This is a genomic window from Brachyspira hampsonii (genome assembly GCF_001746205.1).
Classification (GTDB): Bacteria; Spirochaetota; Brachyspiria; order Brachyspirales; family Brachyspiraceae; genus Brachyspira; species Brachyspira hampsonii_B.
Window position 1 is genome coordinate 215436 of the sequence record NZ_MDCO01000009.1, and the last position, 24078, is coordinate 239513.

Below are 24078 nucleotides of genomic sequence, written 5' to 3' on the forward strand. Positions count from 1 at the left end.
ACTCTTATGCTTATTTATACTATGATAATCTTCTTCTTTTGGCAATCCTTTCTTTTTTTTCTTCTAATAATCTCTCTTCATTGTATATTTTCATAATCTCAAAGAATAGTATAAAACTCAAAGGTCCCAATATTATTCCTGAAAGTCCGAAAAATAATACACCTCCAAGTATAGCAAAGAAAATAAATAATGGATGAAGCTCTATTCTGTTTCCAAGAAGAAGAGGACGAACAAAATTATCCGGTATGGTAATAAATATCCAAGAACATACTATAAATATAATAGCTTTGATAACTTCTCCATCTATTAGAAATAATACACCTAAAGGAATCCATATTATTGTAGTTCCTATTATCGGCATAAAAGATGCTATTATAGTAAGAAATGCAAATGTAAATGAATTTGCAACACCAAATACAGTATATACTATAAAAGCACAAAAACCCTGAAATATTCCTGTAAACAAATTACCGAAAACTATTCCCTTAATACCTTCAGAAACCTGTTTTATAAGTCTGTCAATATATTTTCTCTCTATAGGAATTAATGTTCTTACCTGATCTATCAAATATTCTCCGTCTACAAAAAAGAAAAATAAAGAAAACATCATAAATATAAATGAACTTACAAATCCGCCTGTACTTTTTAATAAACCAGCTACATTTTGAGTAAGATATGAACTTATAAATGTTAAATTTGAAAGAGAAGAATCCTGTATTCTTTTTAATATAGTTTCCATAGATACATCTATAGGCAGAGATTTAAGGAAGTTATTTACGCTGGAATTATTAATAACCTCATTAACATCTAAATTCATGAAATACTTAATACCAATATTAGAAATATCTATAAGCTGAACTATTATAGTATAAGCTAATACACTTGTAGGAACTAAAAATATAATTAGAGATATGAGAGAAAAAAGTAATGCTAAAGTATTTTTTTTAATTATGGAGATTTTATCTGTTTTTTTATAACTCTTTCCCATAGCCTTTATAAAAAGAGGATTTAATATGACATAAAAAACAACGGCAAAAAATATTATCATTCCGAATGGTCTTAATAATTTATACATTATAAACATAGACAGGAATATAAAAGCTATAAAGAAAATATAGCCTATATTGTTTTTATTCATAAAATCTCCAAAAATAAAAAGTCTAATCAATGAAATTAATTATGTTTTTATAATAATATATATAATATATTTTTCAAGCATTTTAATTTGAATTATTAAATATTTATGTTATTATATAAAAATGGTATTCAATTTAAATGATAAGCAAAAAGATATAATAAAATGTTTTGAAGATAATGGATTATGCTTTGTTAATGCCTCAGCAGGTACGGGCAAAACAAGCACTATAACAGAAATATATTTAAAACTATTAGAAAATAAAGAAAAAGTTTCCAATATAGTAGTTATTACTTTCACAAAAGCAGCAGCTAATGAAATGCTTTTTAGAATAAGATCCAAAATACGAAATAAAATAGAAAGTATAAAAAATACTGATGATGAAAAATATTTAAAAGAAAAAAAATATTGGCAGAATGTTTATAAAGATATACTTACAAGTTCTAAAATTTCAACAATAAATGCATTTGCCAATTCTATAGCTATGGAAAATGCAATGTATCTTTCAATACCTCCTAATATGGCAATATTGGAAGAAAGCATTGATATTCAGGAAACATTAAAAAGTGAAATTTTAAATATCTTAAGACAATCAAAACATGCTGAGACAATACGATCTCTATATAGAATATCAACAGAGGATAGTAAAAATAAATTTGCTCAAAGAATACTGAACTTCCTATTAAAAATAAAGCCGAGACTTGAAAATATAAACAGATTTGAAGAAAAAGCATTAGAAATCATAAAAATAGATGATAAAGAATATGATAAGCTATATAATAACATATATAATTACAGCATAGAACTTATAAATGATAATTTAAAAAGCGGAAAACTTATAACAGAATGTAAAAATAGAATATCTCTTCTTCTTAATAAAATTGATTTGATAAAAGACAAAGAAAAAATAAAAGAATTAACTTTGGAAGATTATGAATATATTAGAATTGCATTGTCAGATGTATCGAGTGCCAAATTGGGAAATACTAAACATGATGAGTTTAAGGCTGTATTAGAAGATTTAAAAAAATGCACTGTATCTATGCTTAATTATGTTAATATATTATATAATGAAGAAAATTATAAAGCAGTAATAGACTTTATAAAAGAAACATACAATCATATAGAAAAAGTAAAATCTAATATAGGAATATACTCTCATGAAGATATGATGTATAAAGCCATAGAAGCATTAGAAAATGATGCGGTATCAAAAGAGATAAGAGATAATATATCAGCATTAATACTAGATGAGGCTCAGGATACCAGCATTTTGCAGTTTGATTTCATAAATTTAATAGTATTCGGACAAAGAGAGATAACAGAAACATCAAAAACAGATAAAAAATTAATGATAGTAGGAGACAGAAAGCAGTCTATATACAGATTTAGAAATGCTGATGTAAATGCTTTCACTAATACTCAGGAAAATTTCAGCAATTATGTAAGATATTTAAAAGACAATTATAGAAGCAATTCTATGCTGATAGATTTCTTTAATGATTTATTTAAAAGCACTGTATTTATAAATGATGATATCAATTATAAAGATGAAGATGATCTGGATTATAATAAAAAAACAGATAATAAAGCAGTATCTTTACTAATATTTAATAATAATATAGAAGATGAAAGTATTCATTTATATGCAGATGATAAAACAGAATTAGAGGCTTATGCTATAGCTGAATATATAAAAAATAATTACAGCGATGATTATAAAAATACTGTTATACTTCTTCCAACATTCAGCAGATTAGATAAATATTTAAAAGCCTTATCAGATTATAAAATACCATACTATATAGACGGCGGAAATAAATTCTACTCAAGAGAAGAAATAGTATTAATAAAAACATTTTTGGAATATTTGATACTAAGAGATCATGCTAAACTTCCTGAAATACTTAGAAGCGAATTATTTGATATTGATATAGGTAATTTATCAGATTTTTTATTTAGTTTATATGTAAAAAATTTGGATATAAAAGACTATTTTCCCAAAATGGTATATGATGAAAATAAATACAAAGAAATAGAAAGTATAGCCAAGTCAAAAAGTTATTATAATCAATTAAAAACTGCCAAAGAATTATTAAATAATATAGAAAGTAAAATACATAAGATGAATTCCGCTGAAATAATAGAAACTATATGTATTGATACGAATTTTTATAATTATTTAATGACTATGAATGATGCCGAAATTTCTTATGCTAATATAGAAAAATTAAAAAAAATAGCAAATGATTTTGAAAATCAAACAGGCAATAATATTTATGATTTTGTATTAAATATCAAAAATACCAATGATAATGAAGCATACTCTGCAATACCAAAATTATCTGTAAAATCTGTAAAGATAATGACTATACATAAATCTAAAGGACTTGAATTTAATAATGTATTTGCGGCAGGGGTAGGCGGATATATAAAATCTAATTTATCAGATTTTGATTTTATAGCAGATGCATCTTTCATAAAACTTCCTGTAAAAAATAAACATTACAGTGTAGATTTTTCTGCTTTAAATACGGAATACAATAAAAAAAGCGAACTTTCAGAAAAAAGAAGATTATTATATGTGGCACTAACAAGAGCATCAAATAATTTAATACTTTCAGGAGAGCATACAAAAGAAGAAACATACAGATCATATTTAGATAAATATCTTAATAATGAAACAAAAAAATATAAAGCAGATATTATAAGCGAAGAGACAAAAGGATTGATAAAAATTGATAATATAGAAAATAAATTTATTAGTACATATTTATACGGATTATCAGTAAAACCAAATGAAGAGATAAATATTAAAAATGCCGAAGAAATAAAACAAAAAATAGACAGTATTTCAAAAGAAAATAAAAAAGAAAACAGCAATGAATATATAAAAAATATTAATCCTTCTTTAAATAATATTTTTAATAAAAATTATGTTAATATATCAGAGCTATTAGATAGAAAAATATCAAAATTAGAAAATGATATAAATAATACAGATAATCAGTATAATGATGATATAGAAGTAATATCATATAAAGATATAGGAATAATAATACATAAAATGCTTGAATATTTTAACTTTGATAAATATCAAAAAGAAAAAGAAAAATATTTGGAAAAAATAAAATCACATATTCTAAAAAGTAATAACCATTATAGTAAAGAACAATTAACAGAAAGTTTAAATACAGCATTCAAAAAGTTATTTGAAAACTATCACATACAAAATATATTAAGCGGAAATGAAGAAATAATTTCAAGAGAACATACATTCCAGCATTATAACGGAAAAGATTTAATAACAGGAAAAATTGATATTATAACTAAAAATAAAAATGATGAATATTATATTTTAGATTATAAAGTAGCTCAAGAAAACGAATATAATATAAAAAAATATCAATATCAATTAAATACTTATAAATTTATGTTTGAAAAGGTTCTTGAAGAAGAATATCCTAATATAGATAAAAATAAAATAAAAACTGATATTATATTTTTAAAATAGAGTGTAACTATTAACTTTTTAATACAATTCTATAAAAAATACACTATATTTTTATATTATAAACACATATTTTCATTAATTATTACTATTATATTAATAATTTTCTTTACTTTTTTCTATTATATTGTATATATTATATTTGTGAGGAAAATAAATGAAAGTAATTTTTAAATATTTTACATTGATGATTTGTTTTTTATCTATAATATCATGTAATAAACAGGTTATTTTCAATAGATTTAATTTAAATAGAGCTTATAGTCTATATGAAAAAGGAAAAAATGCAGATGATGATAAAGCCTTGCTTGAAATAACATCCACTTATAATGATATTATAAATCAGAAAATATATGCTCAGGATAGACTCGCATCTGTATACAGAACTTTAGCAGAAAGAAGTTTAGTAAAAGAGCAGTATGCATATTCAGCAAAATATTTTAACGAAGCATTAAAAATACTTCCAAATAGTCCTTATTTAAGATACGGACTTGGAATATCTTATGCCAATTTAGCAGAAAGTGCTGATACTTATGAAAAAAAGAGTAATTTTATACAAAGAGCAGAAAACAATATTAGTTTTGCTATAAATAAAGATCCTAACAATCCTAATTATTATGCGGCTTTAGCATCATTGAAAGGGATACAAGAAAATAATTATGAGGAAGCATTTGATAATATAAAAAAAGCCGTAGAAATGGATCCTAATAATGCAGACTATTTAATGTTATTAGCAAGAATACAGTACAGCAGGGGAAATTATAATGAAGCTGTTGCAGCATACAGAAAAATACTCAATCTTCCTGTTGAAAATAATTTAAAAGAAATAGTTTTAAAAAATATTGAGCAAATTATAGGACAGCAAAATTGAGTAAAAATTATGATATTAAAACTTATTTGATTGCCTTAAATCAAATTGATAAAGTAGGAGATAAAAGAATATCCGAACTTATTAATCATTATGAATCTGTAGAAAATATTTTTGAAGATAAAGAAGAAAACATTAGGGAATTATTAGAAAAAAAATTTAAATCTCAAATAGGCAGCTTTGATAAAAATGAGATATTAGATAAAGCAAATACAATAGTAGAAAAATCAAAAGATTATGGAATAGGAATATTAGATTTATTTAATGAAGATTACCCATTTAATTTAAAACAAATAGATAATCCTCCTTATATACTTTATTACAAGGGGGATTTGAAAAAACTAAGAAGAAATGCTATAGCTATAGTAGGTACAAGAGAGCCTACAAATGAAAGCCGTAAATATTCTTTTGAACTTGCAAGTAAATTATCATCTTTAAATATATCGGTTGTTTCCGGAATGGCTAAGGGAGTTGATAGAGAGGCACATCTTGGGGCTATATCATCTCATATTAATACTGTAGCTGTTTTGGGAAATGGTATAGATACAGTTTACCCTTCTGAAAATTTGCAGATATATAATAAATTATCAGAAAAAGGATTAATAGTAAGCGAATTTGAAATTGGAAGAAAACCAGATAGAATGAATTTCCCTAGAAGAAACAGAATAATATCAGGACTTTCTTATGCTGTTGTTATGGCGGAAGCTCCGAGTAAATCCGGTGCTTTAATTACAGTTGATTATGCTCTAAATCAAGGCAGAGATGTTTATGTAGCTCCTTATGATGAGAAAAAAAACTGTTATTTCGGAAATCATAAATTATACAAAGACGGGGCGAAAATAGCATATAGTTATATGGATATACTAGAAGATTTTGATTCAATATTTTCAAATGATGATGATTATATAAAAATGAAATTAAAATATTTTGAAGGCGGAGAGATAAAATCTAAAGCCGTAAAAAATGATTCTATAAAAAATGAAAGCAATAAAGAAATAAAAAAAGAAGAAAATAAAAAAAAGAAAACTGAAAAACAAAATTATGAATCTATTATAAGCGGTTTACAGGAAGATGAGTCATTGCTTTATAATATAATAAAACAAAATGATAAAATACATATTGATGAAATTATAGAAGAAAGCAAAATGAAAGTGCAGGCTGTAACTTCTATGCTAATGCAATTGGAAATAAAAGGGATTATAAAGCAGCTTTCAGGAAAATATTACACTATAGAAAAATAAAAAATATATATAACTTTAGGATTTATAAAAGGAGATTTAACTATGGCTACAACAACAGAGGAAAAAGTAAAAAAAACAGCATCTAAAAAGAAAAAGGACAAAAAAGAGTCTAAAAAGAAAAAACTTGTTATAGTGGAGTCTCCGGCAAAAGCTAAAACAATTAACAGATATTTAGGCTCTGATTATCTTGTAATGTCATCAATGGGGCATTTAATAGATTTGCCTAGAAGCAGACTAGCTATAGATGTTGATCATGGCTTTGAACCTGAATACATCACAATAAGAGGAAGAGCTAAAATATTAAATGAATTGAAGAAAGAAGCGAAAAAGGCTGAAGAGGTTTTATTAGCAGCCGACGATGATAGAGAGGGAGAAAGCATTGCTTGGCATATAGGAAACAAAATCAGAGGCGTTAACTCTGCTGTACCTATAAAAAGAATAGTTTTTCATGAGATAACTAAAGATGCATTAAAAGAAGCAATAGATCAGCCAAGAGATATAGATATTTCAAAGGTAAATGCTCAAAAGGCAAGAAGAGTATTAGACAGACTCATTGGTTATAATCTTAGCCCTTTGCTTTGGGAAAAAATAAAAAGAGGACTTTCAGCCGGACGAGTACAAAATGTTGCTTTGCTTATAATATGCAATAGAGAAGATGAAATTGAAACTTTTGTACCTGTAGAATATTGGACATTCGGAGTATTTTTAAAACATAAAAATAAAGAGTTTTTAGCTGAACTTCAAAAATATAAAGGTGAGAAACCAGATTTAAAAACTAAGCAGGATGTTGATGATATAATGGAGCATCTTAAAGATAAAACTTATACAGTTTCAAGTATAGAGGTAAAAGACAGACTAAGAAACCCAACAGCTCCTTATACAACAAGTAAACTTCAGCAGGCGGCAAGCAGTGCATTGGGATATAGTGCCTCAAAAACTATGCAGGTAGCTCAATCACTTTATGAAGGAGTAGACATTGCAGGAGAAGCAACAGGTTTAATAACATATATGCGTACTGACAGTGTAAGAATATCCCCTGTAGCTCAGGAACAGGCAAGAGAGTTTATAGAAAAAGAATATGGAAGTAATTATTTACCTAATGAAGCTCCTACATACTCAGTAAAAAAGAATGCTCAGGATGCACACGAAGCTATAAGACCTACTAATGTATTTTTAACACCAGACAGTATTAAAGAATATTTAAAAACAGATCAATATAAACTGTACAAACTTATATGGGAGAGATTTGTATCTTCTCAAATGCTTCCTGCAAAAATGAAAAATACAAGAGCAATCATAACAGCAGGAGACTGTGAGTTTTCACTTTCTTCCTCAAAAATAGAATTTGACGGATTTATGAAAGTTCTTACAATAGATAAAGAAGATAAAGAAAAGGCTTCAAAAATGCCTAATTTATCAAAAGATGATGTTTGCGAATTTGTTGAAAATAATCCGCAGCAGCATTTCACTACGCCTCCTCCAAGATATACAGATGCTTCACTCGTTAAAATACTAGAAGAATCTGGAATAGGAAGACCTTCTACTTATGCTCCTACTATTAAAACAATAATATCAAGGCATTATGTACAGAGAAAAGGAAAGCAGTTAATACCTACAGAATTGGGAAAACTTGTTAATGAACTTATAAGTGAAAATTTCCCAGAACTTGTAAATATTAACTTCACAGCTGATATGGAAAGTAAACTTGATAAAATAGAAGACGATAATATAGAATGGAATAATATATTAAAAGAATTCTATCCTCATTTTTTGGATACATTGAAAACAGCTACTGAAAATATTAACAATATGAAGGACTTTTTCAATGAGGAAACAGATTTTGTATGCGAGAAATGCGGCAAGAAAATGATTAAAAGACTTGGAAAATACGGCTATTTCATAGCATGTTCCGGATTTCCTGAATGTAAAAATACTAAAGGAATACCTTTTGGTGTATGTCCTAAATGCGGCGGAGATATTACTTTAAAAAGATCAAAAAGAGGAAGAGAATTCTATGGCTGTTCTAATTATCCTAAATGCGATTTTGTAAGCTGGGATAAACCTCTTCAGGAACCTTGTCCTAAATGCGGAGGACTTATGGTTGAGAAGAATATTAAAAACAAAGGATTGTTTAAAGTTTGTATCAAGGAAGATTGCGGTTATTCAGAGGAGATAAAAGAAGACGAAGAATAACATTATTTTTCATTATTGTATTAGCTCTGTTTAATACTTATTTAGTTTATGCACAGAATAATGATAAAATAAAACTAAATAATCTAAATATAAAAGTAGAGGATTTGAAAGAGGCTTTTAATCCTGCAGTAAGTAAATTTAACGAAAAAACTATATCGACAATAATTATAGATCCAGGACATGGCGGAAAAGACCCCGGAGCTATTGGGGTAAATAAATTATATGAAAAAGATATAGTTCTTTCTTTTTCTTTAGAATTAAAAGAAGAGTTAGAAGAATTACTCCCAGATGTAAAAATAGTCTTAACGCGTACTAATGATATATATCCTACACTTGAAGAGCGCTTTAAGATAGCAAATGAGGCTGCTAAAATAAATACGGATAAATCCAAAAATGCATTATTTGTAAGCGTGCATGCCAATGCATCATTCAGTACAAGTGCCAGAGGTTTTGAGGCTTATTTTGTTAGTGCTCAGGAATCAAGCGAATATGCTAGGGCTGTATCTATGTTTGAAAATGATGCTTTGGTAAAATTTGATAATATAGACACTTCAAAATATGAAAATGATTCTTCTCAAATTACACATAATTACATGCTTGTAGAACAATATCAAAAAGAAAGTAAATTATTAGCAGAATCAATTACAGAAGAGGTTCTTAAAGTATCAGGAGTTGCAAGAAGAACAAGACCTGTACAAAATGCTTTATTTTATGTATTAAAAGGTGCTGTTATGCCTTCCACATTAATAGAATTAGGATTTATCACAAATCCAGAAGATGCTAAACTTATGAATACAAAAGAGACAAGGCTAAAAATGGTAAAAGCAACAGCTAAAGGTATAAAGCAATACATAGAACTCTTTGAAAAGACTAAAGGTTTTACAAAATAAAATATTAAACATAAAAATTAAGAGAAAGGGTTTTATATTAAACACCCCTTCTCTTAAATTAAAAATTAATGAACTTCTCCCCAACTCATACCTTTATGTATATCAACTGTTATAGGAACATTAGTTTTTACAGAATGCTCCATTATCTCTTTCATTATAGTCATAGCCTTATCTGCCTCTTTTTCTGAAACTTCAACTACTAATTCATCATGAACTTGCATAACTATTTTGGCAGTTTTTAAATGATTCTTAAATTCTTTATGTATAGCAACCATAGCCACCTTTATCATATCAGCAGCACTTCCCTGAATAAGAGTATTTAAAGCCATTCTCTCAGCCTCATTTCTAGCCATAGAATTAGAAGAGTTTATAGTTTTGGATAAATCTCTAATCCTTCCGCACATAGTTCGTACATAGCCTTTATTTCTTACTTCCTCAACAACTTCCTCGCAGAAAGGTTTTACTCTTGAATAAGTAGAAAAATATCCCTTTATAAAATCATCTGCTTCTTTGCGTTTTATGCCAAGCTCTTTTGAAAGTCCGAATGCTGTTTTACCATATATTATAGAAAAGTTTATTATTTTGGCAATATTTCTCATTGAGGCAGTTACATGATCTTTACTTACAGAATATATTTTCATTGCTGTTTTTCTGTGAATATCATCATTATTTTTGAATGCTTCTACTAATGCAGGATCATTACTAAAATGTGCTAATAGTCTCAATTCTATTTGAGAATAGTCGGCTGCTATAAGCAAATTTCCTTTCTCTGCTATGAATGTATTTCTTATCTCTCTGCCCTCTTCTCCTCTCACTGGAATATTCTGCAAATTAGGCTCTGATGATGATAATCTGCCTGTAGCTGTTACAGTTTGATTGAATGAAGCATGTATTCTTCCTGTTTTTTCATTTATTAAAGTAGGAAATACATCAAGATAAGTATTTTTTAATTTTGCGTATTTTCTATATGTAAGCATATACTCAGCTATTTTATATTTCTGTGATAATTCTGTTAATACTTCCTCATCAGTAGAAAATCCTGTTTTAGTTTTTTTTGTAGGAGGTATTCCCATTTTGTCAAATAATATATATTCAAGCTGTTTAGGAGACTGAATATTAAACTCTTCTCCTGCTTCTTCATATATTTTTTTCTTTGTTTTTTCTAAAAGAGAAGAGTATTCATCGGATAATGATTTCATTTTTTCGCTGCTTATATATACTCCGTCAAACTCCATATCAGCAAGTACGCTTACAAGAGGCATTTCTATATTAAAAAATAATTCCTCAAGATTATGTGTTTTTAAAAGAGGAGCAAAGCATTCATAAAATCTGAATGTTATATCTGCATCTTCGCATGCATATTCAACAACATCTTTTAAAGGCACGTCCAATAAAGTTTTTTTGGCATTATCTGTTATATCGCTGTACTTAATAGTATTGTATGAAAGATATCCTATAGCCAAATCGTCCATATTATATCTTCCTCTTGTTGGGTTAATCAAATATGCAGCTACCATAGTATCAAAATACATATTTCCAAAACTTTTATTGATAGCCCTCATCATTTTGTATTCATATTTAAGATTATGCCCTATAACTTTTATATCTTCTTTGGCTAAAGTTTCAAATACCATATTTAAGCATTTATCTTTATCTATATTTGTTCTTCCGCTTAAATCTAAATAAAATGCTTCATTAGACCTTATTGCAAAAGATATTCCTATTATAGTATCTTTAAATACATCAAGACCTGTAGTTTCAAAATCTACACATACTAATTTTTTACTATTAATATCATTTAATAAATTTTTAAGTTCTGTTTCATTTTCTATTAAATAATAGCTTGCTTTATTATCTTTGGCACTGAGTATTGGGCTTTCTTCTTTTTCTTCTTTTTTATCTTCTTTATTTTCTCTTTCTTTAGATGATGCATCATTATTTTTTGATATTTTAACCTTTTCTTCTTTTTTGCTGATTACTCCATATATATAAGAATTAATTTTATCTCTTATTTGTCTTAATTCTAGTTCATCTAATATTTTATTAACTTCTTCAATATTTATTTTATTTTTTGCTATCTCATTATAATCCAAATTAAAATCTTTTATATTTTTTTCTATGGTAGCAAGTTTATAACTCATATATGCCATGTCTTTTGATTCTATTAATTTTTCCTGCACTTTTCCTTTAATAGAATCAATATTTTCATATATACCGTCCAAACTTTTATACTCTTCAAGAAGTTTTAAAGCGGTTTTCTCCCCTACTCCCTTAACTCCCGGTATATTATCAGAAGCGTCCCCCATTAAAGCAAGTAAATCTATTATCTGATTAGGATAAACTCCCCTCTTTTCCTTAACAGTCTCTTCATCATACTCCATAAGCTCATTATCTTTATTGCTAGCCACCACTCTAACATCGTCGCATACAAGCTGAAGTATGTCTTTATCTGGAGAGTAAATAATAGTTTTTATATTCTCTTTTTTATTTTTTTCAGCAATAGTTCCTACAATATCATCAGCCTCATAATTATCAAGCACTATTCTTGATATTCCTAAAGCATCTATCAAATTATAAAGTATAGGTATCTGACTTCTCAAATCATCAGGCATACTTTCTCTGTTTTCTTTATACTCTTTATATATTTCATTTCTAAATGTTTTTCTTGAGCTGTCCAAAGCTATAGCCGTATATTCTGCAGGATATGTATTAATAAGCGAGAAGTAAGTTCTCATAAAACCGTTAATAGATGAAACATTCTGCCCCTTAGAGTTTAAAAGAGGTCTTTTCAAAAAAATAAAATGGTATCTGTAAAGTATACCAAAAGCGTCAATAATAAGAAATGTCTTTTTCATAATATTTCCATAATTGTTTTTTAATAGATTACATAACTTAATTATTATCGTAATTTTGCAGAAACATTTACAAAATATTCTCTGCTTGATATAGGATAACCCTTAATTGTTTCATATTTAACATCTAATACATTTTTAACTCCAAATTTTAAAGATGTATATTTCTTAAATACAAATGAACTTATAATATCAAAAGTAGTATATGATTTATCAACTTCAGATTTTGTTGTATTATTATATTGATCTCCTATATATTGTACATTAAAAAGTATGCTTGATTCAAAATCACTATTTTGACTATATATATATTCTAATGAAGTATTGAATTGATGTCTCGGAAGTCCGGGTAAATCATTATTATTCACACTTACATTATATAAATTTTTACCAACCAAATATGAATAATTCCCCTTTATTCTTATAGTTGAACTAATATCCTTTATTGGTATGTTAAATATTATACTAGTTTTACTTCCTTGCGTTGTTATATATTGATTATTATTTGTAAGTAAATCTTTTTTAGAACTTATAAAATACAGAGCTTCCAGAGTAACTATATCATGAGGCTTTAATGATATCCCTATATTTCCTCCCTGATAAATATTCTGATTTTTTATATTATTAGTATAACCTTTATTAAGCATTGCAATATCTGTCTGCATATTAACAAAATACTTTCCTGTTAAACTTATTTGTTTTACCGGATTTAATTTGAAATTTACATCTCCGTTTATATATGATCTGAAATCAGCAGTTTTACTTTTCTTTCCGCTGAATCCTCTTTCCTCTCCTGAAGTATCTAAATTAAATTTCAATGAACTGTTATTTTGATTCTTTAAATTATATTCAAGTACATTCATCTTACCAGAAGATTTACTTTCATTAGTCTGTGTTTTCACATATTTAATAGTTTTATCTGATTCAAGCTGAACATCTTTTAATAAATTCACATACAAAAGCTCTTCATATTCAGAATATTTTTTACTTAAAATATTATATACAATACTCCCGATTGATCCGTAATAATCTATATAAATTGAATCTATATCATCTTTATTATATAAAAATAAATATACTCTTTTTTCCTCATTATTAAGAACTTTCCCATTCAATATAAATGTAGACTGAGAGTATACTGTTTTATTTTTTATATCTATACCTGAATATTCTTTTATTAATTCTGCTGTATTTTTTGCTTTAGAAGATTTTATTTGATTTTTGCTTATATTGATTGATCTGTCTAAAAGAAATCCTTTTTCTTTATGAGATGCTTGAATCTCATTTGTTTCATCTTGCATTATTTTATCATCAAATGTATTTTCATCTTCTGCATAAATATGAAAAGACAGAAACATATATAGCAATATAAATAAAAATACAGGCATATTTTTAATTCCTATCTTATTTTTTTATATAGTTACAAAATATATAGAATTAAACCAATAAAATAGAAATTTGAAAAATTAACATTTATAAAAGAAATTTACATACTATAATTATTTAAGAATATTTTTTATAATAGTGAATGTTTTGTAAAATTTACTATCATAATTATATGTAAAAGGCTCTTCATTTGGGAATAGTAATATGAATCTGATGATATAAACTATTATAAAAATTAGTAATATATTTATTATAATATAATTATTATAATAAATATAATTTGCAATTTTGAATCTTTTTCTAAAAATTACTGCAAAGAAAATAATACTTGGAAATATGAATAGCGGATGATAATAAAAAGCCTTTTTAAAATCTAATTTCAAAATTTCTATATGTGCTCTTGTCATTCCGCATCCGGGACATGGAAATCCTGTAACATTTCTAATCATGCATAATTCATCTATAGGAATAGAATATATATTAGAAGATTTATTACTATCAGAATTTATAAAAAATGCTGTAAAAAATATTAATATAAGTTTTAAAATTTTTATCATAATATTAAATTATTATGCTTATAAATCAAAACTATATTATACATATTTTTCCATTTGATTATATATGATATCAGCAAGACCAAAAGTTTTTGTTTTTGAGAATTCTTTAGCATACTCATCATAAAGCATGTCTTCAAATATCTGTTCTGCCATACCACCATCTATTAAACCGCTTTTATCTACAGTTTTTCTCATCTCTTTAAGCATTTGATTAATCATCAAAGCTTCAAAATCTTCAGATACTTGTCTTAGACGCTTTTTTTCAAAATCTTTATTATATTTAGATACTGCCTCATTAACATTTTCTGTATTTGTATCCTCTATAGAGAATTTAGCATTTCCATATTGTTTTTTAGCATTTTCTAATTTAGTCAAATTGGCATTGCCCATACTTAAATTATATTTATCGCTTATATTCATAATATACATTTCCTATAATAAAATTATATCATTAACTATATCGGAAATGATTAAAAATATATTAGCAATAAAAAAGTCTGAACCATTAAAGATTCAGACTTTATATTTTATAATAATTACCAAGTTACTATATACTCAGTATAAATATAACCTTTACTTATAGACTTAGTCATTCTTACCTTAGAACCATTAGGATATTTAAACCTAAATATATTCTTTATTATCTCATCAAAATAAGTTTCTATCATAGAATCATAATTAGGGAAATAATGAAGATGGTAAATAATGCGTTTCTTTTCTGCTTTAACTACTTCTATATAAATATTTTTAAACATTTTCTTAGAGAAATTAACAAACACATCAGCCAAAGAATTCTTTTTAGCAATCTTTATGAATAATTTTTTCATAAAACTAAACTTTTTAAAATCATATCTAGCTTTTTCTCTTATACCTTCTCTAGCCCCATCATAAAACTCATCCATTATTGAGGTCATAGGTATGAAACAAGATGTAGATAAAGGATATTTCTTTCTAAATTTAGTCTTTTGAGCGTCTTTGAATATTTCTTTGCATTCATCAGGCATTTGCTCTAAAAGATGGCTGAATTTTTCTTTTCCGAAAGTAGTTACTACAAATTTATAAATACTTTTAACAAAAGCCTGTCTGCTGTATGCTCTGTCTCCTTCATTAATAATTTTGATTTTTTCTTTAATAACATCTTCAAAATCTTTTATAACATAATTGGACATTTCTTTTTCTAACATATCCATAGAATCGCTTGCAACATTAGAAAGCTGTTCTATTTCTTTTATAAGTCCGAATACATTTCCTATATGATTTCCCATATCCTGTGTTTTAGAAACTATGTCATCGCTATTTTCAGATACAAGTTTCATAGCCTCATCATTTTTCTTAGAGAAATCAGAAAGATTTACTAAATCATCTTTAGCTACAGATATTCTGCCATGCAAATTAGTATATTGTTCTTTAATATCTTTTACAGCATCATGCAAACTTTCTATTGATACGCTTATTTCTTTTGTAGAATCGCATTTTTCATCTGCTACTTTTTTTACTTTAGTCATAGTATTAACAAAATTTTGAAGTTTAACTAGCATATCTTCTGTAGTTATTATTCTTTCTGTCATACTTGACATAATTTGGTTCATTTCTTTTTCTATATCTCTTAATATTTTCCAAGCTTTTTCAGACTGTAAATTTGTTGTAGTTGCTAATTTCCTAATCTCTTCAGCAACAACCGCGAAACCTTTACCTTGCTCGCCTGCATGTGCTGCCTCAATAGCAGCATTCATCGCTAACATATTTGTCTGCTGAGATATATCGATAGTTGAGTTTACAAAATCTGTAATACCTCTTATAGAAGTTATTAATGATTTTGTAATATTTTCTGTTTTTACTATTTTTTCTTTGCTTTCCTCTGCTAAAGATACAACATGTTCTGATTCTTCTTTAGCCTTACCAACAGAAACAGATACTTCCTGCATATCTTTCTGCATAGTCATAGTTAATGAATTGATTTGATTTATACTCACAGACTGATCATCAATTTTACTTTGAAGATTATTGGTCATATCATCAATAGAAATTAATTCAGCCAAACTTGAAGCTATAATTTTATATATTTCTAAATTACTTGTTTCTACATGTTTAAATTCCGTTTGCTGAGATGATATATTATCTATTATCATACTTACAGACTCGGTCATAGAACCAGCAGCTTCAGATATATCCGCCATCTTAACTTTTAAAGCATTGCTTTGTTCTTTTGATACTTTAAGAGTTTTTGATACACTCGAAAATACATGCTGAACCATATCAAAAAATATTCTTATCCAAGTACTCAAATCTCCAAGTGAGTCCCTAGAATTAATCTTACTGACATTAACAAATATATTATTATCAAATACTCCAGATTCTAATTCCTGAGATATTCTATCCAAAGGCTTTAATGATATAGGAATAGTAATATTCAAAACTACTATTATAACTATAATAGCAACTATTAATATAAAGAATATTGTATTATTAGTTGTAACTAACACATTATAGAAAAAGCTCGTAGGAACATACATAAATATATTATAAAAACCATTATCAAACTGTTTAAATAATAAAGTATAGCTATTATCTCCTACTTTATAATTTTCTATTATCCTAGTGTTAGTATAAAATGTTGTATTATCTATTAAATTGTTGATCCATTCTATATCTTTCAAATCGCTTAATATATAGTTAGGATTATCATGATAAACTATTTTCCTATCTCTGGAATCAAATATAACAGTATTAAAAGGTCCTGTCTTTACTATATTTGTAAACATCTCATGAACTATTTCCAAAGAAACATCCGACAAAGAAACGCCTATAAGATTATTATTAATACTAGAGTATATAGGAGAAGAAAAAGAAATAACTTTTTGAGGCTTATCAATATTCTTTAAATATGGAGAAGAATAATAAATAGTTCTAGGTCTTTTAGCTTCTCTGTTCCAAGTTTCAGGAATGGCTAGATAGTAAAATTCTTCCTTATTATAATTATCTACAGCACTTTCTATTTTGGGTTGCATATTGCCTGTATTTCCAACATCATACAAATACAAAGAATAAAGACCTCTCATATAAGGATTATTAGCTATGATATTGGGTTCAAAATATATACCATTTGCTATAACATGATGCAAACCTAATTGCGATTTATGGAATCTATATATTACCGATCTTAAATTAGTAGCAACATCAGTAACAGTTCCTGTAGAGTATAAATCATAAGATACAGTTGCTATATCCGCCAAAGAAACAGTACCTACTGTAGTTGAATTGAATATATTATCAAAAGTAGAAGATACATCATAAAAATAGTTCTGTGAAATATTCATTGCAGAATTATATAATGCCTCTCTATTTGTTTTAGTGTTTATAAAAATTGTTGGCGATAATGCTAAAATTACAACTATAATAACTAATAAAAGTACCTTATTTTTTAGACTCATAGAAAAAACCTTATTTTAAATAAAAAAAATTATTACTTAAATTATCGGATATTTTTAAGTTATTATTAAGAATGATATATATTATTTTTTTATAAACTTTCTCGATAATCTGCCTTTAAACATATTAATAAAAGAAACAAAATCATCATTTCTTAATACAATATTTATTATAGAATAAAATACTACTCCTAATAATATTACAGCAAATACTTTTAATATAAAAAATATCCTAGAATCAGCATTCCCAGATAATAAATAATATTTCATTCCATAGACAGAAGCCGCCATAAACAAACTAGCAGCCAATGTCTTTAAAACCTCAAATTTTTTATTTATTATCGATTTCACTGCCATTCTCTTTATAAGCAATATATATAGTATACAAAAAGATACAATATTTGCAACAACACTTGATATAGATATTCCTATAATATCGAATTTAAATATATAAACGCATAAATAATTACTAAAAGCGTTAATAATAAATGTAAAAAATGCTACATATACAGGAGTTTTCATATCTTTCATAGCATAAAATGACTGTACAAGTATTCTATAGCTTGCCACAAAAAATAATGATATAGATAAATACCTTAAAGCACTTGATACTAAATATGTAGATTTTGAAGAAAAAGCTCCATACTCAAATATCATTCTCACAATTTCTCTGCCCAATACCAAAAATCCGAAAGTTGCAGGAATAGTAACTAAAGCAACCAGCCTCAAAGAATACCCTAAATTCTCAACAGCTTCATCTTTTTTATTATCAGCTATTAATTTACTTAAAGTAGGCAGCATAACAGTTGCAACACTTACAGCAAAAACCCCCAAAACAAATTCATGTATTCTAGTAGCAAAAGTAACAGCTGAAACCCTACCCTCTCCAATAGCACCTGAAAATGCCGTAGAAACAAGCAAATTTATCTGATATATACTAGCACCAAAAATACCGGGAGCAAATAATTTTATCATCTTTAAAACATAATGTTCTTTAAAATGAAAATAAGGCTTGAAACTAAAACCCTGTTTATATACAAAAGGCATTTGATAGGCAAATTGAACAAATCCTCCGAGTAATACTGCAAAGGCAAATACATAAGCCATATTATTAAAAAAATTAGGCAAAAAGAATTTAAAGAATAAAGCCATAGATATAATTACAGTATTTAAAAGTATAGGGCTAGCCGCTGATATGGAATAATAGCCTCTTATATTAAGTACGCCCTGCATTAAAGCTGCTAAAGATATAAAAAAAAGATAAGGAAACATTATTCTTGATAAATCTGATGCCAGATTGAGTGCTTCTATATTATTGTCTGCTGATTTATAAAGTATTCTAACAAGCAAAGGTGATATCATTATTCCAATACATACAACTACTATAAGTATTAATCCCAATAATGTAAAAACTGCCCTAAAAAATTTCTTTGATTCTTCAATACCTTTTTCTTTTTCAAGTTCAGTAAATACAGGTATAAAGCTTGCAACCATATTACCTTCAGCAAATAATCGCCTCAATAGATTCGGAAGTATAAATCCTATGGCAAAAGCATCTGCTATGAATGTGGTGCCAAGCAAAGCCGCCTGTATCTGATCTCTTACAAGCCCGAATACTCTGCTTACTGTTGTTACCAATGACATTTTCAATGATGATTTGGCTATCTTTTCTTTGCTTACTGTTTTATTCTCTGACATATTGCCTCTATTATATTATTAAATTACAACTCAAATAATAATTTTATTAATTTCATATAAAAATCTTTTTAATTATAACAGTATATAAACCATATTATAAAAGTATATTATAATATTTTATTCTATTAGAGTTATAAATATGTTAGATTCTATTGCTTTTATTTTAGAATTAAAAAAATCTTGTGTGTTCCTAGTTACTATACAATCTAAACCATATTCTTTTCATCTCTATATTCTTATAATTCTTTTTATAATCAAAATTTTCAGGTAATCTGCCTTGATATTTCTTTAAATTTTATAAAGCCTGTTTTTTATCATTTATTATTTTTTCATTTGAATCATTATTTATAAAATTTATTACTGATAAAAGTTTATCTTCTGGTAATTCTTTAATTAAATTTAATGTTTTTTCTCTTAAACTCTGTCACCTAAATTTCCTCCTAAATTATTATATATTAAATCTATAATAATTATATATCAAAATTTATTTTATTAAATTATTTTCTAAGATTTATAATAAATATTTACACTATTTTCATAATATAGCTTTACCATACCAAACATACAGAATAACAAACTAAAGCCAAATAAAAAAGAATTAACATATTTTAATTAACATAATATTTATTAATTAGTAAGCACTTGGGCGGGCATGCTTTTTCTAATTAAACAATAAAATAATTAAAAATTCTATATTCTAAAAAAATAAAAAACTTTAACGGGCGGGGTATGTAATTTAATCTTAAAACTTTATTACACTCCCCACCCTATAGGTTATTTTACTTTATATTTATATTTTAAATAGTATATCTATATAAGATTTATTCTCTTATTATAACACCCACCCTAGTATTATTTAAATTTAATGTGCTAATTAACGCACTATTAACCTTTTTATCAAAATAAGAATTATTAAGTAAAACAATTTTTATTATATAAAAAATCATATTACCGTGCGTATTTATCAAAATATTATGATAACTATTAATTGAAATTTTATTATTTTAATGTAATATTATTCAATTAATCAATAACCGCATTTTATAATAAAGAGGAAATATATGCAAAGCAATATAGATAAGGTTTTAATACTAGATTTCGGTTCACAGTTTACTCAGCTTATTACAAGAAGAATAAGAGAATTGAATGTTTATTCAGAGATACACCCTTTTCATGTTTCAATAGATTTTATAAAAGAATTTAATCCAAAAGCTATAATACTTTCAGGAGGTCCTTCAAGTGTGTATGAAGAAGATGCTCCTAAAGTTGATAAAGCCTTATTTGAATTGGGAATGCCTATACTTGGAATATGCTATGGTATGCAGATAATAGTTTATTCTATGGGCGGAAAAGTTGAAAGTGCAGAGAAACGCGAATATGGAAAAGCTGAAATTGAAATAACTAATCATGAAAGCATATTCAAATCATTTGATAAAAAAAATATTGTATGGATGAGTCATGGAGACAGTATTAAATCTATACCGGAAGGCTTTGAACTTATAGCAAAAACACCTAATACAGAATTAGCTGCTATAGAAAATAAACAAAAAAATATTTATGCTATACAGTTTCACCCTGAAGTAGTACATACAGAAAATGGAATAAAAATAATAGAGAATTTCCTTTTTAATATTTGTAAATGTGAAAAAAATTGGAATATGGGCTCTTTTATAGAGTACGAGATAAAACGAATAAAAGAAAAAGTAGGAAATAAAAATGTAATACTTGGACTTTCTGGAGGAGTTGATTCTTCTGTTGCTGCTGTGTTAATAGAAAAAGCTATAGGAAAGCAGCTAAAATGTATATTTGTTAATAACGGTCTTTTAAGAAAAGATGAAGACAAAAAAGTAGTAGAAGTGTTTAGAGATAATTTTAATATTGATTTGATATATGTTGATGCTTCAAAGAGATTTTTGGATAAATTAGCAGGTATTACAGACCCAGAGCAAAAAAGAAAAATAATAGGACATGAATTTGTAAATGTATTCAGCGATGAGGCTAAAAAAATAGAAAATGTAGGCTTTTTAGCACAGGGTACGCTTTATCCAGATGTTATAGAGAGTGTATCATTAAGGGGAAGTTCTGCAGTTATAAAAAGCCATCATAATGTAGGCGGACTTCCTAAAGATATGAAATTTGAACTTTTAGAGCCTTTCAGAGAATTATTCAAAGATGAAGTTAGAGAGATTGGGCTTGAATTAAAATTACCGGAAGATATTGTATACAGACAGCCTTTTCCAGGTCCTGGTTTAGCTGTTAGAATACTTGGAGATATTAAAGAGGAGCGAGTAAAAATACTTCAGGAAGCTGACGATATAGTTGTAGCTGAAATAAAAAAGGCAGGGCTTTACAGAAAATTATGGCAGTCATTTGCTGTGCTTCTTCCTGTAAAAAGTGTTGGTGTTATGGGAGACGGCAGAACTTATGAGCAGGTTTGTGCAGTTAGAGCTGTTGAGAGTATTGATGCTATGACGGCTGATTGGGCTAAAATTGATTATAATGTATTAGGTATAATATCAAATAGAATAATAAATGAAGTAAAAGGTATTAACCGCGTTGTTTATGATATATCTTCAAAACCGCCTGCTACCATAGAATGGGAATAATTTTATAATTGCGGTAAATACATGAATACAAAAGTTAAATCAGTTAAGAATAAAACTATTGATTTTGATATAAATACTGAAGAGGGAAAATTCTATTTTAATAAATGTATTATAGATAATGAAAATATAAAAGAATATAATAAAAAAGATATTATAAACAAGACTATAAATGGAAATACTTTTGATGTATTAAAAAAAATAGAAAATAATATAGCCGATTTAATAATAGTTGACCCGCCTTATAATATATCCAAAAATTATCATGGCTTTAAATTTAAAGATATAGATAATTTAAGCTATGAAAAATACACTCATCTATGGGTAGAAAGTATTATTCCAATATTAAAAGAAAATGCCACAATATATGTATGCTGTGATTGGAAATCTAGTCTTATAATAGGAAATGTTTTAGATAAATATTTCAATATACAAAACAGAATCACTTGGCAGAGGGAGAAAGGCAGAGGGGCTAAAAATAACTGGAAGAATGGAATGGAAGATATTTGGTTTGCCACCATATCCAATAAATACACTTTTAATGTAGATGATGTCAAGATAAGAAGAAAAGTAATAGCTCCGTATCGAATAGAAGGAAAACCTAAAGACTGGATAGAAACAAAGGATGGAAACTTTAGAGATACATATCCTTCTAATTTTTGGGACGATATATCAATACCATATTGGTCTATGCCTGAAAATACTGCTCACCCTACACAAAAGCCCGAAAAGTTAATTGCTAAATTGATATTAGCTAGTTCAGATGAAAATGATTTTATATTTGATCCCTTTTTAGGAAGCGGTACTACTTCGGTTGTTGCTAAAAAACTAGGAAGAAACTACTCTGGAATAGAACAGCATAAAACCTATTGTGCTTGGGCAGAAAAAAGAATAGAGCTTGCCGAACAAAATAAAGAAATACAAGGATACACGGATAATATATTTTGGGAGCGAAATACAATATCGATTCAGAAAAATATAAAATGTAATTCAAATTCTTGAGCATAAAAAATGGAGCTGCCACCCACGAACAACCCCATTACTTTTAAATAAGTGAACAAAAGACTACTTTTTATTAAAGTATAAAATTAAAGAACCGATAATTAAATGCGATAAGGGGGGAAAATTACCCTTGCACATTTAAAGCCCCCCCCGTGATTTTCGGCTCTACTTCAACCGAAGCTGTATTGTCAGAAAAATTGTTTCTAACAGTAATATTTACCCCGCCTATTGACGTAACATAAGTATTAGTTGTGTCAGTGGTTGTAATAGCTGTAACCATATTTGTAAACTCCTTTTTAAATATAGCTTTGTCCTTACTATATTATACTATATAATAAAAAATTCACAAATAGAAAATTATCTTTTTTTGAGTAATTTTAATAATATAAAAATATTGTTATTTTAAATAAATTCAAATCTAACTTATATGCATATAAGATTTCTGCTAATATGTATGAGCATGGTTTTTTGAAAGAATAAAATTATTTTTAAAAAGATACAAAATATAGGCATTAATTTAAGTTTATACATTCCAAGATATAAAGTAAAAACATTTGCACTTTTTGGTTCTTTTGGCGAAGCCCGCAGAGCAAAGGCGGGAAAAAGAACAATAAAATTTTTATCTTTTTTATTATTTGTGGGGACTAGCCCTGCGAAGCACACAGTCGTGCCACGCCCACAGTTCTTTTATGACACCTGTCCGCTGTGGCGTGG

Annotated in this window: 15 protein-coding genes; 7 read left to right on the forward strand and 8 right to left on the reverse strand. The window is 26.9% G+C overall.

Annotated elements, in window-relative coordinates; genetic code table 11:
- Positions 1-19 precede the first annotated feature (19 nt).
- Entirely contained in the window at positions 20-1138 is a 1119-nt protein-coding gene (locus BFL38_RS06185; RefSeq protein ID WP_069726237.1) for an AI-2E family transporter, read from the reverse strand.
- A 121-nt stretch (positions 1139-1259) separates the two neighbouring features.
- On the opposite strand from BFL38_RS06185, the gene BFL38_RS06190 reads away from it, so the two are divergent.
- From BFL38_RS06190 to BFL38_RS06210, 5 genes are all read left to right on the forward strand, one after another.
- Entirely contained in the window at positions 1260-4649 is a 3390-nt protein-coding gene (locus BFL38_RS06190) for a UvrD-helicase domain-containing protein (protein ID WP_069726238.1), read from the forward strand.
- A gap of 154 nt (positions 4650-4803) precedes the next feature.
- Positions 4804-5517 carry a tetratricopeptide repeat protein gene (locus BFL38_RS06195; RefSeq protein WP_069726239.1) on the forward strand — a complete coding sequence of 238 codons (714 nt, stop codon included), beginning with the start codon at positions 4804-4806 and terminating at the stop codon, positions 5515-5517.
- Complete coding sequence (gene dprA / locus BFL38_RS06200) at positions 5514-6755, forward strand: DNA-processing protein DprA (RefSeq protein ID WP_069726240.1); 1242 nt, start codon at positions 5514-5516, stop codon at positions 6753-6755. Before BFL38_RS06195 ends, dprA begins: the two co-directional genes overlap by 4 nt.
- 42 nt (positions 6756-6797) lie before the next feature.
- Positions 6798-8948, forward strand: coding sequence for a type I DNA topoisomerase (gene topA / locus BFL38_RS06205; RefSeq protein WP_069726241.1), 2151 nt, complete (start codon positions 6798-6800; stop codon positions 8946-8948).
- Entirely contained in the window at positions 8894-9838 is a 945-nt protein-coding gene (locus tag BFL38_RS06210; protein WP_069726242.1) for an N-acetylmuramoyl-L-alanine amidase family protein, read from the forward strand. Before topA ends, BFL38_RS06210 begins: the two co-directional genes overlap by 55 nt.
- A gap of 65 nt (positions 9839-9903) precedes the next feature.
- Here the strand turns inward: BFL38_RS06210 and polA are convergent, their stop codons facing one another.
- The 6 genes from polA to murJ form a co-directional block, all read right to left on the reverse strand.
- Positions 9904-12693, reverse strand: coding sequence for a DNA polymerase I (polA, locus tag BFL38_RS06215; RefSeq protein WP_069726243.1), 2790 nt, complete (start codon positions 12691-12693; stop codon positions 9904-9906).
- A gap of 44 nt (positions 12694-12737) precedes the next feature.
- Positions 12738-14078 (reverse strand): TonB-dependent receptor domain-containing protein, encoded by a 1341-nt coding sequence (locus tag BFL38_RS06220; protein ID WP_176720552.1) that lies wholly within the window; start codon positions 14076-14078, stop codon positions 12738-12740.
- A gap of 111 nt (positions 14079-14189) precedes the next feature.
- Positions 14190-14633: a DUF2752 domain-containing protein gene (locus BFL38_RS06225; RefSeq protein WP_069726245.1), complete on the reverse strand. Its 444-nt coding sequence runs from the start codon at positions 14631-14633 to the stop codon at positions 14190-14192.
- A 36-nt stretch (positions 14634-14669) separates the two neighbouring features.
- Positions 14670-15053 carry a rod-binding protein gene (locus BFL38_RS06230; protein WP_069726246.1) on the reverse strand — a complete coding sequence of 128 codons (384 nt, stop codon included), beginning with the start codon at positions 15051-15053 and terminating at the stop codon, positions 14670-14672.
- Between the two features lie 116 nt (positions 15054-15169).
- The gene (locus BFL38_RS06235; RefSeq protein ID WP_069726247.1) at positions 15170-18064 is read right to left on the reverse strand and encodes a methyl-accepting chemotaxis protein; all 2895 of its coding nucleotides are present in this window, start codon (positions 18062-18064) and stop codon (positions 15170-15172) included.
- An 81-nt stretch (positions 18065-18145) separates the two neighbouring features.
- Positions 18146-19759 carry a murein biosynthesis integral membrane protein MurJ gene (gene murJ / locus BFL38_RS06240; RefSeq protein WP_069726248.1) on the reverse strand — a complete coding sequence of 538 codons (1614 nt, stop codon included), beginning with the start codon at positions 19757-19759 and terminating at the stop codon, positions 18146-18148.
- A gap of 1061 nt (positions 19760-20820) precedes the next feature.
- On the opposite strand from murJ, the gene guaA reads away from it, so the two are divergent.
- Positions 20821-22365 carry a glutamine-hydrolyzing GMP synthase gene (gene guaA, locus BFL38_RS06245; protein WP_069726249.1) on the forward strand — a complete coding sequence of 515 codons (1545 nt, stop codon included), beginning with the start codon at positions 20821-20823 and terminating at the stop codon, positions 22363-22365.
- 21 nt (positions 22366-22386) lie between these two features.
- On the forward strand, positions 22387-23364 hold the full coding sequence (locus BFL38_RS06250) for a DNA-methyltransferase (protein ID WP_069726250.1): 978 nt from the start codon (positions 22387-22389) through the stop codon (positions 23362-23364).
- 124 nt (positions 23365-23488) lie between these two features.
- On the opposite strand, the gene BFL38_RS15145 is transcribed toward BFL38_RS06250, so the two are convergent.
- A complete protein-coding gene (locus BFL38_RS15145; protein ID WP_176720553.1) occupies positions 23489-23644 on the reverse strand; it encodes a hypothetical protein in 156 nt (51 codons plus the stop codon).
- Positions 23645-24078 lie beyond the last annotated feature (434 nt).

Bases quoted from the DNA above. Each gene is read 5' to 3' on its own strand.
- BFL38_RS06225 (WP_069726245.1), bottom strand. From the start codon at position 14,633: ATGATAAAAATTTTAAAACTTATATTAATATTTTTTACAGCATTTTTT.
- BFL38_RS06190 (WP_069726238.1), top strand. From the start codon at position 1,260: ATGGTATTCAATTTAAATGATAAGCAAAAAGATATAATAAAATGTTTT.
- BFL38_RS06250 (WP_069726250.1), top strand. From the start codon at position 22,387: ATGAATACAAAAGTTAAATCAGTTAAGAATAAAACTATTGATTTTGAT.
- BFL38_RS06185 (WP_069726237.1), bottom strand. From the start codon at position 1,138: ATGAATAAAAACAATATAGGCTATATTTTCTTTATAGCTTTTATATTC.
- BFL38_RS06230 (WP_069726246.1), bottom strand. From the start codon at position 15,053: ATGAATATAAGCGATAAATATAATTTAAGTATGGGCAATGCCAATTTG.
- BFL38_RS15145 (WP_176720553.1), bottom strand. From the start codon at position 23,644: ATGGTTACAGCTATTACAACCACTGACACAACTAATACTTATGTTACG.
- murJ (WP_069726248.1), bottom strand. From the start codon at position 19,759: ATGTCAGAGAATAAAACAGTAAGCAAAGAAAAGATAGCCAAATCATCA.
- BFL38_RS06235 (WP_069726247.1), bottom strand. From the start codon at position 18,064: ATGAGTCTAAAAAATAAGGTACTTTTATTAGTTATTATAGTTGTAATT.
- guaA (WP_069726249.1), top strand. From the start codon at position 20,821: ATGCAAAGCAATATAGATAAGGTTTTAATACTAGATTTCGGTTCACAG.
- topA (WP_069726241.1), top strand. From the start codon at position 6,798: ATGGCTACAACAACAGAGGAAAAAGTAAAAAAAACAGCATCTAAAAAG.
- polA (WP_069726243.1), bottom strand. From the start codon at position 12,693: ATGAAAAAGACATTTCTTATTATTGACGCTTTTGGTATACTTTACAGA.
- BFL38_RS06220 (WP_176720552.1), bottom strand. From the start codon at position 14,078: ATGCCTGTATTTTTATTTATATTGCTATATATGTTTCTGTCTTTTCAT.
- BFL38_RS06195 (WP_069726239.1), top strand. From the start codon at position 4,804: ATGAAAGTAATTTTTAAATATTTTACATTGATGATTTGTTTTTTATCT.